This window comes from Reyranella soli (assembly GCF_007992495.1).
GTDB classification, from domain to species: domain Bacteria; phylum Pseudomonadota; class Alphaproteobacteria; order Reyranellales; family Reyranellaceae; genus Reyranella; species Reyranella soli.
Map to the genome: position 1 here is coordinate 1 of NZ_BKAJ01000218.1, position 14646 is coordinate 14646.

Below are 14646 nucleotides of genomic sequence, written 5' to 3' on the forward strand. Positions count from 1 at the left end.
GCGCTCGGGGTGACAGCAAATTCTCATAGCCGGCGGCGCGTGCCGAAAAGAACAGGCATAATGGCGGCGCATGCCCTCTACCGGACCTCGCCCCGTCGCCGTCGAACTCAATGCAGTACTGGTGGCGCTGATCGACGACGAGCCGCAGGTCCTGACCCTGGAGGACGGCGCCCTGCTGCCGTCCGGCCCGTTCGAGGGCGATCATCCGACCCTGCAGGCAGGCGTGCGTGCCTGGGTCGAGCGGCAGACCCATCATCCGCTGGGCTATGTCGAGCAGCTCTACACCTTCGCCGACCGCTACCGCGAATCGACGATGGGCTATCGCATCGTCTCGATCTCCTATCTGGGGCTGACGCGCGAGCGCGCCGCGGCCGGCCAGCACGAGCCCGGCTGGCAGAGCTTCTATCGCTACTTCCCCTGGGAGGATTGGCGCGAGGGCCCGCCCAAGGTTTTAGCGCGGGCGATCCTGCCGCGGCTCAAGAGCTGGATCGACGCGGTGACCGATGACGCAAGGCGCCAGCGCCGGCAGAGGGTGGAAGGCAACTTCGACCTTTCGGATTGGAACGAGGAGCTGATGCTGCAGCGCTACGAGCTGCTCTACGAGGCGGGGCTGGTGCCCGAGGCCGGCCGTCGGCGCAAGCCCGTCGCCGACCCGGTGCCGGGCGAACCGATGCACTACGACCATCGCCGCATCCTCGCCACCGGCATCGCCCGCCTGCGCGCCAAGATCAAATACCGGCCGGTCGTGTTCGAGCTGATGTCGCCCGATTTCACCCTGGGCCAGCTGCAGCGCGCCGTCGAGGCGCTGGCCGGCCGGCCCCTGCACAAGCAGAACTTCCGCCGCCAGGTCGAGCAGCAGGGCCTGGTCGAGGAGACCGGCGCCATGACCGCCGGCACCGGCGGCCGGCCGGCCAAGCTCTTCCGATTCCGGCGAGAAATCGTGCTCGAACGCGCCGTCGCCGGCTCGAAGCTGCCTCTCGCCCGCTCCTAGCGAGTAGCTCTGCACACAGGTTTTGCCGGGCCGAGCGGCAAACGGGAGCGGGCGGCTTGCTCGGGATGACGGAAAATGGGACCCGGCAGGGCTGCTGCCGAACGCGATGGTATCGGATGAACGATGCATAGAGCAGAGCCGCCGGGAGGCGAGCGCACGCCCAATATAACTATAGTTCGATCACGAGTCAACTACGGTTCTAGTTTTTGCGCTCCATAGAGGGCTAAACGGCGCAAAAACTGTTCGGGTCGCCCATCGTAGTGGAGTGCGCTGGACTGCACCTCTACCGGTGGTGTCCTGCCAGCAATGCTTTCAAGCGTATCAAAACCTCTATGGCCGGCCAGGAGCACACAGCGAAATGCTCACAGGGAGCACCCTTGACTCTCCTTATGCTCATACTTAGCATTTATATACTCAAATTGAGCATATAGGTGTCCCATGACCGCCATCGCACCAGCCAGCCAGCTCTACGAACGCGTGAAGTCGGTGATCCTGCCGGCCGAATGGTCGGAGTTCGCGCCCGACGTCGATGCCATCAATCGGCTGAAGCGCGAGAAGAACGCTGTCATCCTGGCGCACAACTACCAGACGCCGGAGATCTTCCATGGCGTGGCCGACATCGTCGGCGACAGCCTGGCGCTCGCCCGCGAAGCCATGAAGGTCGATGCCGACGTGATCGTATTGGCGGGCGTCCATTTCATGGCTGAGACCGCCAAGCTCCTCAATCCCGCCAAGCGCGTCCTGATCCCCGACCTGCGCGCGGGCTGTTCGCTTGCTGAATCGATCACGGCCGAGGACGTGCGTCTGCTGCGCCAACGCTGGCCCGGCGTGCCGGTCGTCACCTACGTCAACACCTCGGCGGCGGTGAAGGCCGAGAGCGACATCTGCTGCACCTCCGGTAACGCCAGGAAAATCGTCGAGAGCCTGGGCGTGCCCAAGGTGATCATGCTGCCCGACGAATATCTCGCGCAGAACATCGCCAAGGAAACCAACGTCGAGATCATCACCTGGGCGGGCCACTGCGAGGTCCACGAGCGCTTCTCCGCCGCCGACGTGCGCCAGCTACGCGCCGGCCATCCCGGCGTCGTCGTGCTCGCGCATCCGGAGTGTCCGCCCGAGGTCGTGGCCGAGGCCGATTTCGCAGGCTCGACCGCGGCGATGGCCGACTATGTCACGCGCGAGCAGCCGGGCCGCGTCGTGCTGATGACCGAGTGCTCGATGAGCGACAACATCGCTGCGCTCAATCCAGGCATTGACTTCGTGCGGCCCTGCAATCTCTGCCCGCACATGAAGCGCATCACCCTGCCCAAGATCCGCCGCGCGCTCGAGACCATGCAGCACGAGGTGACGATCGACCCGGCCGTCTCTGCCGCGGCCCGTCGCGCCGTCGAGCGCATGCTGGCGGTTCACTGAAGGAGGCGAGCATGCAGACCATGCGTTCGGAGCTTACGGGCTGCCCCGTCATCATCGGCGGCGGTCTTGCCGGGTTGATGACGGCGCTTCGGCTGGCGCCGCGGCCCGTCATCCTGCTGGCGAAGGTGCCGCTCAACGAGGGGGCGGCATCGGCGTGGGCCCAGGGCGGCATCGCCGCCGCCGTGGGCGAGGACGACCGGCCGGCGCTGCACGCCGCCGACACGCTGGCGGCCGGCGACGGCCTCAACGATCCCATCGTCGTCAGCCGCATCGCCGCGGCGGCGCCTGCCGCCATCATCGAGCTCGAGCGCCACGGTGTGGTGTTCGACCGCGACAAGGCCGGCCGCCTGGCGCTCGGCCTGGAGGCCGCACACGCCCGCCGCCGCATCGTCCATGTGGCGGGCGACGGCACGGGCGCCGCGATCATGCGCGCGCTGGTCGCCGCGGTGCAGGCCACGCCGTCGATCACGGTGATCGAGGGGCTGGAAGCCCGCCGCCTGCTGATCGATGACCGTGGCATCGCGGGCGTGCTGGCGGCCGGTCCCTCTGACGCCTGCCTGTTGCAGACTCGACGGGTCGTGCTGGCGACGGGCGGGCTGGGCGGGCTCTACGCCCACACCACCAATCCACTGGGTGCCATCGGCCAAGGGTTGGCGCTGGCGGCGCGCGCCGGCGCGGCGCTGGCCGACATGGAGTTCGTCCAGTTCCATCCCACGGCGCTGGATGTCGGGCTTGATCCCATGCCGCTGGTCAGCGAGGCCGTGCGCGGCGAGGGCGCCGTGCTGGTCGACGAGACCGGCGCACGCTTCATGGCCGGCAAAGGTCATGGCGAGCTGGAACCGCGCGACGTCGTCTCGCGTGCCGTGGCCGCGCACATCGCGGCCGGTCATCGCGTCTTCCTCGATGCAAGGCCGGCGCTCGGCGCGGATTTCGTAAAACATTTCCCCGGCATCACCGCACGCTGCCGCGCCGCCGGCATCGATCCCGTGCGCCAGGCGATCCCCGTACGGCCGGCGGTGCACTATCACATGGGCGGCATCGCCGTGGACGGCGAGGGCCGCAGCACGATCGAGGGCCTGTGGGCCTGCGGCGAGGTGGCGGCAAGCGGCCTGCATGGCGCCAATCGCCTCGCCAGCAACTCGCTGCTCGAGGCCGTGGTCATGGCGAGCGCCGTGGCCGACAGCCTCGGCAACATCGAGCCGGCGCCGTTGCCGGCAGCGCGGCCAGTCGCTTTGCCATCGGCACCCGATGTGAAGGCCCTGCGTGGCCCGATCGGCGAGAGGCTGGGCGTCGTGCGTGACCGTGCCGGACTGGAGCGTGCGGTCGACCATCTGCAGCCGCTTGCCTTCAAGGGCGGCAGCGCCGCCGATCCGGCGCTGGTCGCTCTGATGATCGCGACCGCAGCCCTCGCGCGCGAGGAAAGCCGTGGCGGCCACTGGCGCGCCGACTTCCCGCAAACCTCGCCTGCCTGGGCGCGCCGGCTGGTCCAGCGCGTCCACGATACCGGCACCCGGCTCGTCTGCCGTGCCGTGCCGCTTTCCACTGTCCCGCAACCTCTCGTCGCCGGAGCCTGAGCCATGACGCTCTCACCCTTGCCCACCCTGATGATCGAGGCGCCGGTGCGCGCCGCCCTGCTGGAGGACCTTGGCCGCGCCGGCGACCTCACCACCGACGCCATCGTGCCCGCCACACTGCGCGCCGAGACCGCTCTGGTGGCGCGCCAGACTGGCGTCGTTGCGGGCCTCGACGCCGCCTCGCTGGCCTTCCGCCTGGTCGATCCGGCGATCCAGGTCCGCATCGAGCGGTCCGACGGCAGCCGCGTGAAGCCGGGCGATCGCGTTGCCACGATCGTCGGACCGGCGCGCGGCATGCTGACCGCCGAGCGCGTGGCGCTGAACTTTTTGGGCCATCTCAGCGGCGTCGCCTCTGCGACGGCGACCCTGGTCGAGGCGGTGCGCGGCCACAAGGCAGGCATCTGCTGCACTCGCAAGACCATGCCCGGCCTGCGCGCCCTGCAGAAATACGCCGTGCGCGCCGGCGGCGGCGTCAATCATCGCTTCGGGTTGGACGATGCGGTGCTGATCAAGGACAACCATGTCGCCGCGGCGGGCGGCGTCGCGGCGGCGATCCGCGCCGCGCGCGCCGGTGTCGGCCATCTCGTCAAGATCGAGGTCGAGGTCGATCGCCTCGACCAGCTCGACGAGGCAATGGCTGAGAAAGCGGATGCGGTGCTGCTCGACAATATGGGCCCCGATCAACTCGCCGAGGCCGTGCGTCGCATCGATGGCCGGGCCATCGCCGAGGCCTCGGGCCGCATCACGCCCGCGACCGCGCCGGCCATTGCGGCGAGCGGCGTCGACCTGATCTCGGCCGGCTGGCTGACGCACAGTGCGCAGGTGCTCGATATCGGCCTGGACTGGCAGCGCCTGCGGGATGTCAACACAAGGCTGACGGCGGCCTGACCGGTTCGGTCGGCGCCGAATCGTCGGTCATGCGAAGGGGACTATCTCCAGGGCATGACCCAGCAGACCTTTCGCCTTCCGGCGGCGGGCTCGCGCCCGTCGCTGTTCGTCCGTCGCCAGCCGCGCATCGGCGCACCGCCAGTGCTCTATGTCCACGGCGCCACCTTTCCGTCGGCCCTGTCCGTCGGCTTCGATTTCGGCGGCGGCTCCTGGCTGGATGATTGGAATGCGCGCGGCCTCGACGCCTGGGCGTTCGACTTCGCGGGCTTCGGCGAGAGCGGCCGCTATCCGGCGATGAGCGCGCCGGCCGAACACTGTACGCCGCTCGGCCGCGCGCCCGAGGCGGCCGGCCAGATCGCGGCTGTCCTCGCGCTGATCCGCCGGGAGACCGGCCGACCGCGGGCGACGCTGGTGGCGCATTCCTGGGGCTCCATGCCGGCGGCACGGGCTGCAATCGCCGAGCCCGATCGTATCGACCGGCTGGTGCTGTTTGCCCCCATCACCTGGCGTGCCACGAAACCGGTGCTGCCGAGCCTGCCCGCGTGGAGTGACGTTACGGTCGAGGCGCAGCACGCCCGCTTCATCGAGGACGTGCCCAGGGGGCACGCGCCGGTGCTGGTCGCCTTCGACCGCTGGGCGCCCGCCTATCTCGCAAGCGATCCCGATTCGGCCAGCCGCACGCCGCCTGCCGTGCGCATCCCCAACGGCCCGCGCGCCGACAACGCCGATGCCTGGGCCGGATATCTTGCGTGGAATCCGGCCGAGCTCACGCGACCGCTCGCCATCGTGCGCGGCGCCTGGGATTCACTCTGTACCGATGCCGATGTTGCCGGGCTGCTGGCGATGGCGACGTCGGCGCCCGAACGGCACGATACCAGGCTCGACGCCGGCACCCACCTGATGCATCTCGAAATCGGACGCCGCGTCCTCTACGAGGCCGTGGGCCGCGCTCTGAAAGGAGAGACGCCATGATCGCCGTGATCTTCGAAGTATGGCCGGCCGACGGTCATAAGCAGACCTATCTCGACATTGCCGCCTCTCTGCGACCCGAGCTGGAGCGTATGGATGGTTTCATCAGCATCGAGCGCTTCCAGAGCCTGACAGACGAGACAAAGCTCCTGTCGCTCTCGTTCTGGCGCGACGAGGCGGCGGTCGCGGCATGGCGCAACGTCGAGCATCATCGCGCCGCCCAGAAGCGCGGCCGCGAGGGCGTGTTCCGCGACTATCGGCTGCGCATCGCGAGCGTGGTGCGCGACTACGGCATGACCGAGCGCGCCGAGGCTCCGGCCGATTCGCGCGGCGCCAACGGCTGATCTCAGGTCGGCGCCGGGATGTTGGCTGCCTTGATCACCTTGCGCCAGCGCTCCGTCTCCGAGGCCAGGCGCTTGGCATAGGCATCAGGCGTGCCGCCGGTCGGGATGTAGCCCAGGCCGGTCAGGCGCTCGCGGACGCTCTCGACCTTCAGCGCCGCGTTGATGGCGGCATTCCAGGAGGCGATCACGTCGGCCGGCGTGCCGGCCGTGGTGGCGACGCCGAAATAGACGGCCGCTTCGAGCTCCGGCATGCCGAGCTCGGCGGCCGTGGGCACGCTGGACACGTTGGCGACGCGCTTGGGCGCGCCGCAGATCAGGCCGCGCATCGTGCCGGCATTGATCTGCGCATCGACTGGCGTGGTGACATCGACGAACGCCGGGACGTGACCGGCGACGGCATCGCGCAACGCCTCGGCGGCGGCCTTGTAGGGGATGTGCTGCAGCTTGCCGTTGGTCCGGGTGCTTATGAGCTCGCCCCACAGATGGGGCAGGCCGCCGGTGCTCGACGTCGAGTAGTTGACCGGGCCGGTCTGGGCCTTCACCCATTCGAGGAACTCGGGGAACGTCTTGGCCGAGTTGCTCGCATTGACCGCCAGCACGCACGGGATGTCGGCGAGCTGGGACACCATGGCGAGGTCCTTCTGCGGGTCGATCGGCAATTGCATGTCGAAGGCCGGCAGCAGGGCTGCGGTAGTCGTCATCAGCAGCAGGCTGTTGCCGTCGGGCTTGCTCTTGGCGACGTTGACCATGCCCACCATCGTGCCGCCGCCGGGCCGGTTCTCGACGACGATCGTCTTGCCGAGATCGCTCGCCATGCGTTCGGCGAGGACCCGCGCGGAGGTGTCGGTCGAGCCGCCCGGGCCGTAGGGAACGACCAGGCGAACCGTGCCGCCCAGGCCTTGCGCCGAGGCGACACCCGGCAGGGTGAGGGAGGCGATCGTGCCAGCGACGACGACGCGGCGATTGAGCATGTCGTTCCTCTTCGATGTTGCGGCGGCAACCTAGGACCCGTGGTCGACCCGGGAAAGCAAAGCCGTCATCGCCGGATCGCCAGCCGAACGACGCCATGCCGCGATGGTCGCGCGGTGCCTGCTGGAGTCCGATGGGCGAGAGAAGGGAACCTGGCTCGCGCGCACGTCTCGCAGTCTCACGGACTGGTAGACGGCGAAGTGGCAGTGAATCAGATGAGGCCGTAGCCTCTCAGCCCATCCCACAGGAGCTTCAGCGCGGTCACCGTCAGCAACGCGTAGCACGCGCGATAGAGCTGACGCTGGTCGAGGCGGGCATGGAAGTGCCAGCCCAGCCAGACGCCCAATGGACAGGCCGGCAGGCAGAGCGCCATCAGGGTCCAGTCGGGGCTGGCCACCAGGAGCCACGGGCCTGCCTTCAGGGCATTGCCGACCGTGAAGAAGAGCGACGTCGTGCCGGCATAGAGCGTCTTGGAGAGGCCGAGCGGCAGCAGGTACATGGCGACGGGCGGGCCGCCGGAATGCGCGATCATAGTCGTGACGCCAGAGGCCGTGCCGGCAACCGCGCCCTTCCACAGCGAGCGCGGGCTCACCTGGACCAGGCCGCCGCCGGTGAACCACAGGCCGGTGAAGAAGAGCGTGACGGCCGCCATGGCGATGGCGACGAAATGCGGATTGGCGAAGCGCAGCACCAGGAAGCCCAACCCGATGCCGACCGCGAGGCCGGGCAGCAGCACCAGAAGATCGGGCTTCGACCAGGTCGACGGCCGCCAATAGACCAGGGCGCAAAGGTCCATTGCTATGAACAATGGCGCGAGCAGCGCGCCCGCCTGAAGGGGATCCATGGCAAGCGACAGCAGCGGGATGCCGACGATCGCAAAGCCGCCGCCGAACGCCCCCTTCATGAAGGAGATCAGCAGGACGGCCGCGAAGGCGAGGGAGAGGAGGACCAAGTCCGGAATGGCCTCTTATACCGCCGCATTGCCTTCACAAAGAAGCGGTTCTATCTCTTCCCAATGAGAGAGCCCCTCAGCGTATCCCGGCTTGCCGACATCATCGACCAGGCGCGCGGCAAGACGCCGGCCGACCTGGTGATCAAGTCGGTCGGCATCTTCGACCTAACCTCGGGCGACGTGACGGTGGGTGACATCGCGATCGCCGGCGACCGTATCGTCGGCACGCACGAGACCTACCACGGCGCCACCGAGATCGACGGGCGCGGGCTTGTCGCCGTGCCGGGCTTCATCGACAGCCACGTCCATTGCGAATCGAGCCTGGTGCCGCCGCTCGAGTTCGACCGTTGCGTGGTGCCGCGCGGCACGACGACGGCGATCTGCGATCCCCACGAGATCTGCAACGTGCTGGGCGTGCCCGGGCTGAGATTCTTCCTGGAGTGCGCCGCCGTCACGGTCATGGACCTGCGCGTGCAGCTCTCGTCCTGTGTGCCGTCGACGCATCTCGAGACCTCGGGCGCTCGGCTGGAAGCGGAGGACCTGCTGCCCTTCAAGCAGCATCCCAAGGTGCTGGGGCTTGCCGAGTTCATGAACGTGCCGGGCGTGCTCAACAAGGATCCGGCGGTCCTAGCCAAGCTTTCAGCCTTCTCCGACGTGCAGATCGACGGCCACTCGCCGTTACTATCGTCCTACGACCTCAATGCCTATATCGCGGCCGGCGTGCGCAACTGCCACGAGACGACCTCGGCCGACGAGGCGCGCGAGAAGCTCGCCAAGGGCATGCAGATCCTGGTGCGCGAGGGCACGGTGTCGAAGGATCTCGCGGCGTTGGCAGAGCTGATCACGACCGAGCGGGCGCCGTTCCTGGCGCTCTGCACCGACGATCGCAATCCGCTCGACATTGCCGAGGAAGGTCACCTCGATTACCTGATCCGCTCCGCCATTGCCCGCGGCGTGCGGCCGCTCGATGCCTATCGTGCCGCGACCTGGTCGGCGGCACGGCACTTCGGCCTGTTCGATCGCGGCCTGGTGGCGCCGGGCCAGCGCGCCGACATCGTGCTGCTGGAGGATCTTGCGACCTGCAAGGTGCATTCGGTGATCTGTCGCGGTGCGCCGGTGACGCGGGATCGCTTCAAGGCGCGGCCCGATGTGCCGCTGGTCGGGCTCGATTCGGTGAAGCTCAAGCCCGTGACGGCGGCGACCTTCCAGATGCCGGTGGCGAGCCATGGGGCGATGCCGGTGATCGGCATTCGGCCCGGGCAGATCCTCACGGATCGGCTATCGATCGAACTGACGACGCACGACGGCGCCTTCGAGGCCGACATCGAGCGCGATATCCTGAAGGTGGCGGTACTGGGCCGGCACAGCGACCACGGCAGCGTCGGCCATGGCTTCGTCAAAGGCTTTGGCATCAACCGCGGCGCCATCGCCTCGTCGATCGGCCACGACAGCCACAATATCTGCGTCATCGGCTGTAACGATGCCGACATGGCGGCGGCGGTGAACCGCCTGATCGCCCTGCGCGGCGGTTTTGCCGCCGTGGTCGAGGGCCGGGTGACGGCCGAGCTGGCGCTGCCCATCGCCGGCCTGATGAGCGATCGGCCGTTCGAGGAGGTCGAGCAGGGGCTGCGGCGGCTGCGCGATGCTGTCGTGGCGATGGGAACGACGCTGCACGAGCCGTTCCTGCAGATGGCGTTCCTGGCGCTGCCGGTGATTCCGCACCTGAAGATCACCGACAAGGGACTGGTTGACGTCGATAAGTTCGAGTTGGTGGCATAGACGACTCATTTCCTCCCCCGTCATACGGGGGAGGGTAGGGAGGGGGAGAGTCGCATCGATGATCTCCGCCCATTTCAGATCTGAAATTTTCAGTGGCCAGTGGGAGGCTTTCCCCCTCCCTACCCTCCCCCGTATGACGGAGGAGGATTATGAGGTGGGGCTACCTGATCATCGCCCTGAGCTTCGACGACAGCAGGTCGGCCACCAGCACCAACACCAGGATCACGATCACGCACGCCGCCGTGTCCTCGTAGGCGAAGAGCTTCATCGAGCTTATGAGCTCGAAGCCGATGCCGCCCGCGCCCACCATGCCGAGCACGGTCGAGACGCGGATGTTGGTCTCGAAGCGGTAGAGCACGACGCCGATCCAGGTCGGCAGGACCTGCGGCAGCACGCCGAAGACGATGCGCTGCAGGGTGCCGGCGCCGGCGGCGCGCAAGGCGTCGAGCGGGCCCTCGTCGATCTCCTCGATCGCCTCGGCGAAGAACTTGCCCAGCATGCCGGCGCCGTGCAGGGCGATGGCCAGCACGCCGGCGAACGGCCCCAGCCCAACGGCGGCAACGAAGATCAGCGCCAGAATGATCTCGTTGATGCCGCGCATCACGTTCAGCACCTGGCGCAGGCCGTGGAACACCCAGGCATAGGGCGAGAGGTTGCGCGCGGCGAAGAAGCAGATCGGCAGCGCCAGCACGATGCCGAGCAAGGTGCCCCACAGCGCGATCTGCACGGTCTCAATGGCCGGCCGGATCAGCTTCTCCATGAAGGCGAAGTTGGGCGGAAGCATGCGGCCGACGAAATCGGCGATCCATGGCAGGCCGGCGATGAAGTCGGCGATGCTGAGCTTGGTGCCCGCCGCCGACCACCACAGCACGGCGATCGTCAGGCTGACAATCGGAACCAGGATCCACCAGCCGAGCGGCCCACGCGGCTTGGTGACGACGAACTGCAGGGACATGGTCAGGCCCTCCCTTCGGCAGCGGCGGCGGCGATGACGGCTTCGGCGGCAGCGCGGCGGCGCTCGGTGAGGCGCTGCGCGGCATCGAGCACGTTGGGATCGTCGAGCCCGGGATAGATGCGGCGGATGACGTCGCCCGAGACGCCAGCCGGCGCGCCGTCATAGACGACCTCGCCGGCCGACAGGCCGACGATGCGCTCGCCGAACTCCAGCGCGTAGTCGATCTGGTGCAGGTTGCAGAGCACGGCGATGTTGGACTCCTTGCAGCTCTGCTTGAGGTAGGAGAGCACGATGCGCGAGGTCTTGGGATCGAGGCTCGCCACGGGCTCGTCGGCCAGCATGAACTTGGGCTGCTGGGCGAGCGCGCGGGCGATGCCGACGCGCTGCTGCTCGCCGCCCGACAGGGCGTCGGCGCGGCTGTCGGCCTTGTGGCTCATCGCGACCTGTTCCAGGCAATGCCGCGCGATCTTCACGTCGGCCTCGGGAAAGAGCTGCAGGCAGCTCAGGACCGGCGACAGGTCGGCCATGCGGCCGACCAGCACGTTCTTCAGTACGCTGAGCCGCTTCACCAGATTGTGCTGCTGGAAGATCATGGCGACGTTGCGCCGGAGCAGGCGCAGGTCGCGGGCGGAGGAGCGGAACGGCGTGCCTTCGACCACGATCTCGCCGGCGGTCGGCTGGGCCAGGCGGTTGATGCAGCGCAGCAGCGTCGACTTGCCGGCGCCGGAGGGACCCAGCACGACGACGAACTCGCCGGGCCGGATCGACAGCGTGACGTCCTTCAGCGCTTGATGGGCGCCGTAGGATTTCGCCAGGCCGCGGATCTCGATCATCGCTACTTCTGCTTCTTGAGATCGATGTTGGCGAGCTTGGCGGTCTCGCGCACCACGTCGTAGGCCTGGTCGTTGGTCGCCTTGAAGCCGTTCAGCTTGCCCTGGTCGGACCAGTTGAGATCCTTGATGGCGAGGAAGGCGGCTTTCACCTTCTCCTTGAGCTCGGGCGAGAGATCCTTGCGCCACACCATCGGCGACTCCGGAATCGGGGCGGAGCGCCACACGACCTCGATCTCGTCGGCCTTGATATGACCCTTGGCGATCGCGGCATCGAGGATGCGGTCGGCGATGGTGGCAGCATCGACCTTGCCGTTGGCGACGGCGACTGCGTTGGCGTCGTGGGCGCCGGTGAAGATCACCGTCTTGAAGTCGCGCTTGGGCTCGATGCCGGCCTTCAGGAGGCCGGCGAGCGGGAAGGCGTAACCCGAGGTCGAGGCCGGGTCGACGAAGGCGAAGTTCTTGCCCTTGAGATCCTCGAGGGTTTTGATGCCGCTCGATTTCTTGGCGATGATCTGGCTGTGATAGTAGGTGCGGCCGGCCTTGGCGGTCTCGGCGATGGCAAAGGCTTCGACCGGGGTCACCGTGGTGGCGAGCACGTAGGAGAACGGCCCGAGATAGGCGATGTCGAGATGCTTGGCGCGCAGCGCCTCGATGACGCCGTTGTAGTCGGTGGCGACGAAGCCCTGGACCTTCATGCCGAGATTCTTCTCCAGGGCGTCGAGGATGTCCTTGCTCTGCGCCAGCATGGCGCGCGAATCCTCGGACGGGATCAGGCCGACCTTGAGGACCTGCTGCTGAGCTTGGGCATTGCCTGCAAGCAACGAGCCCGCGGCCGAAGCGGCAGCAAGCGCTCCGAATGTGCGGCGTGTGATCTTGGTCATTGTTTCCTCCGTCGTCGTTTCTTGTCAGGCGGCCATTTCGGCCAAAAGCGTCTCCCGGCGTCCGATGAAGTTGCGGCCGCGGTCGCCGGCCAACGCGTCGTCGACCAGCGCCTGCCAGTCGCGCGCGGCGATGCCGTGGTCGGTGGCGCTGGGCGAGATGCCCAGCCGCTTCAGGAAGGCTTCGAGCTGTGCGGCGCCGGCCGCCAGATCGGACCCGAAGATGCGTTTCAGCGCGGCGTCGCAGGCCGGGTCGCAGCCGGCGACGGCGCGCATCACCATGGGCAGGCTGAACGAGCAGGCGATGCCGTGCGGCACGCCGTGATGCAAAGTCAGGTGATAGGAGAGGGCGTGGGCGAGCGCCGTCCGGGTGTTGGAGAAGGCAAGCCCGGCGAACAGGCTGGCGCGGGCGAGACGGGTGCGCAGCGCCTCGCTGGCGAGATCGTCGGCCAGCAGCGGCAGGGCCTCGAGCACCTCGCGCGCGGCCGTCTCGGCAAGGTTGCTCGAGACCGGGTTGGCGTTGACGTTCCAGATGCTTTCCAGCGCGTGGCTCAGCGCATCGAGACCGGTGCTGATGGTGACCGCGCGCGGCAGGCCGACCGTGAGGAGGGGGTCGACCAGCGCCGTTTCGGGATAGAGCGTCTCGCGCGCCAGCGAATATTTCTTCATGGCCTCGGTGTCCCACACCGTCGCCCAAGAAGTGACTTCGCTGCCGGTGCCGGCCGTCGTCGGGATCGCGATGATCGGGGTGCAGGCGAGTTCCTCGCCGCCGGCGCCGGTCTGGAGATGGCGCCTCACCCTGTCGAAGTCGCCGTCCGCGGCGGCCAGGACCTTGGCCGCGTCCATCACCGAGCCGCCGCCCAGCGCCACGATGGCTTCCACGGGCTGTGCTGCCGATGCGTAGGTGCGGCAGGACTGGGCGAGGCCAATGAAATCGGGATTGGGGCCGATGTTGCGCACCATGACGGCCGGGGCGCCGGCCATGGCGACGACACGGCGTGTGAGGTCGGCGAAGACGCCGCCGCCGTTGGCGTCGTCATAGGTGACGAGGCAATAGGCGCGGCCGGCCAGCACCTTGCCCAGCGTGTCGAACACGCCGGCCCCGAACTTCACGTCCACCGGATTGCGGTAGCGCCACATCCGCGCTCACTCCCGAGATTTCTTGTTCCTTGGTGGACAATCTTCGGCGCCGGCCTCACATTCATCCAATTCAAAGTTTCTCGATGATCCATTGATAAAATCAATGTGAGGCATACCCAGCTCCGGTCGTTCCATGCGGTGGCGCAAGGCGGCAGCTTCACGGCCGCCGCCCGCGAGCTCGGCGTCAGCCAGCCCACCATCACCACCCAGGTGAAGTCGCTGGAGGACGAATTCGGCATAGAGCTGTTCGTGCGGCGCGGCCGGCGCATCGAGCTCACCGAGACCGGCGCCGGGCTTCTCGACATCACCCGCCGCCTGTTCGCCGACGAGAAGGAGGCGGCCGACTACCTGAACGAGACGCGCGAGCTCAAGACGGGGCACCTGCGCGTCGGCGCCGTCGGGCCGTACCACGTCACCGACATGCTGGCGGCGTTCAATGCGCGCTATCCCAGCCTCTATGTGTCGGTGACGATCGGCAACTCACGCCAGACCGTGGCCGACCTTCTGGACTATCGCACCGACGTGGCGGTGCTGGCGCACGTCGAGCCCGATCCGCGGCTGGTGGCGATTCCCTATCGCCAGCACCGGGTCGTGGTGATGTGCCCGGCCGACCATGCCTTCGCCCGCCGCCGCGGCATCCGGGCACGCGACATGCAGGGGCAACGCCTGATCGTGCGCGAGGCCGGCTCGACGACGCGCCTTGCCTTCGACCAGGCCATGCGGAAGGCCAGCGTCGAGCCGCAGGTGGTGATGGAGATCGGCAGCCGCGAATCGATCCGCGAGGCGGTGGCGAAGGGGATCGGGCTCGGCGTGGTGTCGGAGGCGGAGTTCATCCCCGATCCGCGCATCCGGGCGCTGCCGGTGACGGATGCCGAGATCTACACCTACGCCCACGTCGTGCATCTGCGGGAGCGACAGAACGCGCGCTTGGTGAGAGCGTTCTTGGCTGTGCTGAAGGACC

General features: G+C 67.9%; 14 protein-coding genes. 8 read left to right on the top strand and 6 right to left on the bottom strand.

Annotation, left to right across the window (positions count from 1 at the left end):
* The first annotated feature begins 70 nt into the window (after nt 1-70).
* The 6 genes from RSO01_RS42505 (at nt 71) to RSO01_RS42530 (ending at nt 6179) form a co-directional block, all read left to right on the top strand.
* A complete protein-coding gene (locus RSO01_RS42505) occupies nt 71-991 on the top strand; it encodes an NUDIX hydrolase (RefSeq protein ID WP_147156668.1) in 921 nt (306 codons plus the stop codon).
* A gap of 438 nt (nt 992-1429) precedes the next feature.
* Nucleotides 1430-2404 (top strand): quinolinate synthase NadA, encoded by a 975-nt coding sequence (gene nadA, locus RSO01_RS42510; RefSeq protein ID WP_147156669.1) that lies wholly within the window; start codon nt 1430-1432, stop codon nt 2402-2404.
* An 11-nt stretch (nt 2405-2415) separates the two neighbouring features.
* Nucleotides 2416-3978 (top strand): L-aspartate oxidase, encoded by a 1563-nt coding sequence (locus tag RSO01_RS42515; protein WP_147156670.1) that lies wholly within the window; start codon nt 2416-2418, stop codon nt 3976-3978.
* 3 nt (nt 3979-3981) lie between these two features.
* On the top strand, nt 3982-4866 hold the full coding sequence (nadC, locus tag RSO01_RS42520) for a carboxylating nicotinate-nucleotide diphosphorylase (protein WP_147156671.1): 885 nt from the start codon (nt 3982-3984) through the stop codon (nt 4864-4866).
* 54 nt (nt 4867-4920) lie between these two features.
* A complete protein-coding gene (locus RSO01_RS42525; RefSeq protein WP_147156672.1) occupies nt 4921-5838 on the top strand; it encodes an alpha/beta hydrolase in 918 nt (305 codons plus the stop codon).
* Entirely contained in the window at nt 5835-6179 is a 345-nt protein-coding gene (locus RSO01_RS42530; protein ID WP_147156673.1) for an antibiotic biosynthesis monooxygenase family protein, read from the top strand. The genes RSO01_RS42525 and RSO01_RS42530 overlap by 4 nt, the downstream gene beginning before the upstream one ends.
* 2 nt (nt 6180-6181) lie before the next feature.
* Here the strand turns inward: RSO01_RS42530 and RSO01_RS42535 are convergent, their stop codons facing one another.
* Nucleotides 6182-7150 carry a Bug family tripartite tricarboxylate transporter substrate binding protein gene (locus tag RSO01_RS42535; RefSeq protein WP_147156674.1) on the bottom strand — a complete coding sequence of 323 codons (969 nt, stop codon included), beginning with the start codon at nt 7148-7150 and terminating at the stop codon, nt 6182-6184.
* A gap of 209 nt (nt 7151-7359) precedes the next feature.
* Nucleotides 7360-8109, bottom strand: a complete 750-nt coding sequence (locus RSO01_RS42540) for a sulfite exporter TauE/SafE family protein (protein ID WP_281291625.1) — start codon at nt 8107-8109, stop codon at nt 7360-7362.
* 54 nt (nt 8110-8163) lie between these two features.
* Between RSO01_RS42540 and ade the strand changes: the two genes are divergently transcribed.
* The gene (ade, locus tag RSO01_RS42545) at nt 8164-9879 is read left to right on the top strand and encodes an adenine deaminase (RefSeq protein WP_147156675.1); all 1716 of its coding nucleotides are present in this window, start codon (nt 8164-8166) and stop codon (nt 9877-9879) included.
* Nucleotides 9880-10039: 160 nt separating this feature from the next.
* Here ade and phnE read toward each other — a convergent pair whose 3' ends face one another.
* Genes phnE through psrA form a run of 4 tightly spaced genes read right to left on the bottom strand, consistent with a single transcriptional unit; the run spans nt 10040 to nt 13685 of the window.
* The gene (phnE, locus tag RSO01_RS42550) at nt 10040-10834 is read right to left on the bottom strand and encodes a phosphonate ABC transporter, permease protein PhnE (RefSeq protein ID WP_147156676.1); all 795 of its coding nucleotides are present in this window, start codon (nt 10832-10834) and stop codon (nt 10040-10042) included.
* Between the two features lie 2 nt (nt 10835-10836).
* Nucleotides 10837-11667, bottom strand: coding sequence for a phosphonate ABC transporter ATP-binding protein (phnC, locus tag RSO01_RS42555; RefSeq protein WP_147156677.1), 831 nt, complete (start codon nt 11665-11667; stop codon nt 10837-10839).
* 2 nt (nt 11668-11669) lie between these two features.
* The gene (gene phnD, locus RSO01_RS42560; RefSeq protein ID WP_147156678.1) at nt 11670-12548 is read right to left on the bottom strand and encodes a phosphonate ABC transporter substrate-binding protein; all 879 of its coding nucleotides are present in this window, start codon (nt 12546-12548) and stop codon (nt 11670-11672) included.
* A gap of 24 nt (nt 12549-12572) precedes the next feature.
* On the bottom strand, nt 12573-13685 hold the full coding sequence (gene psrA / locus RSO01_RS42565) for an iron-containing alcohol dehydrogenase PsrA (RefSeq protein ID WP_147156679.1): 1113 nt from the start codon (nt 13683-13685) through the stop codon (nt 12573-12575).
* Between the two features lie 105 nt (nt 13686-13790).
* On the opposite strand from psrA, the gene RSO01_RS42570 reads away from it, so the two are divergent.
* Nucleotides 13791-14646, top strand: an 856-nt coding sequence (locus tag RSO01_RS42570; RefSeq protein ID WP_147156680.1) for a LysR substrate-binding domain-containing protein, incomplete at its 3' end; no start/stop codon positions are given.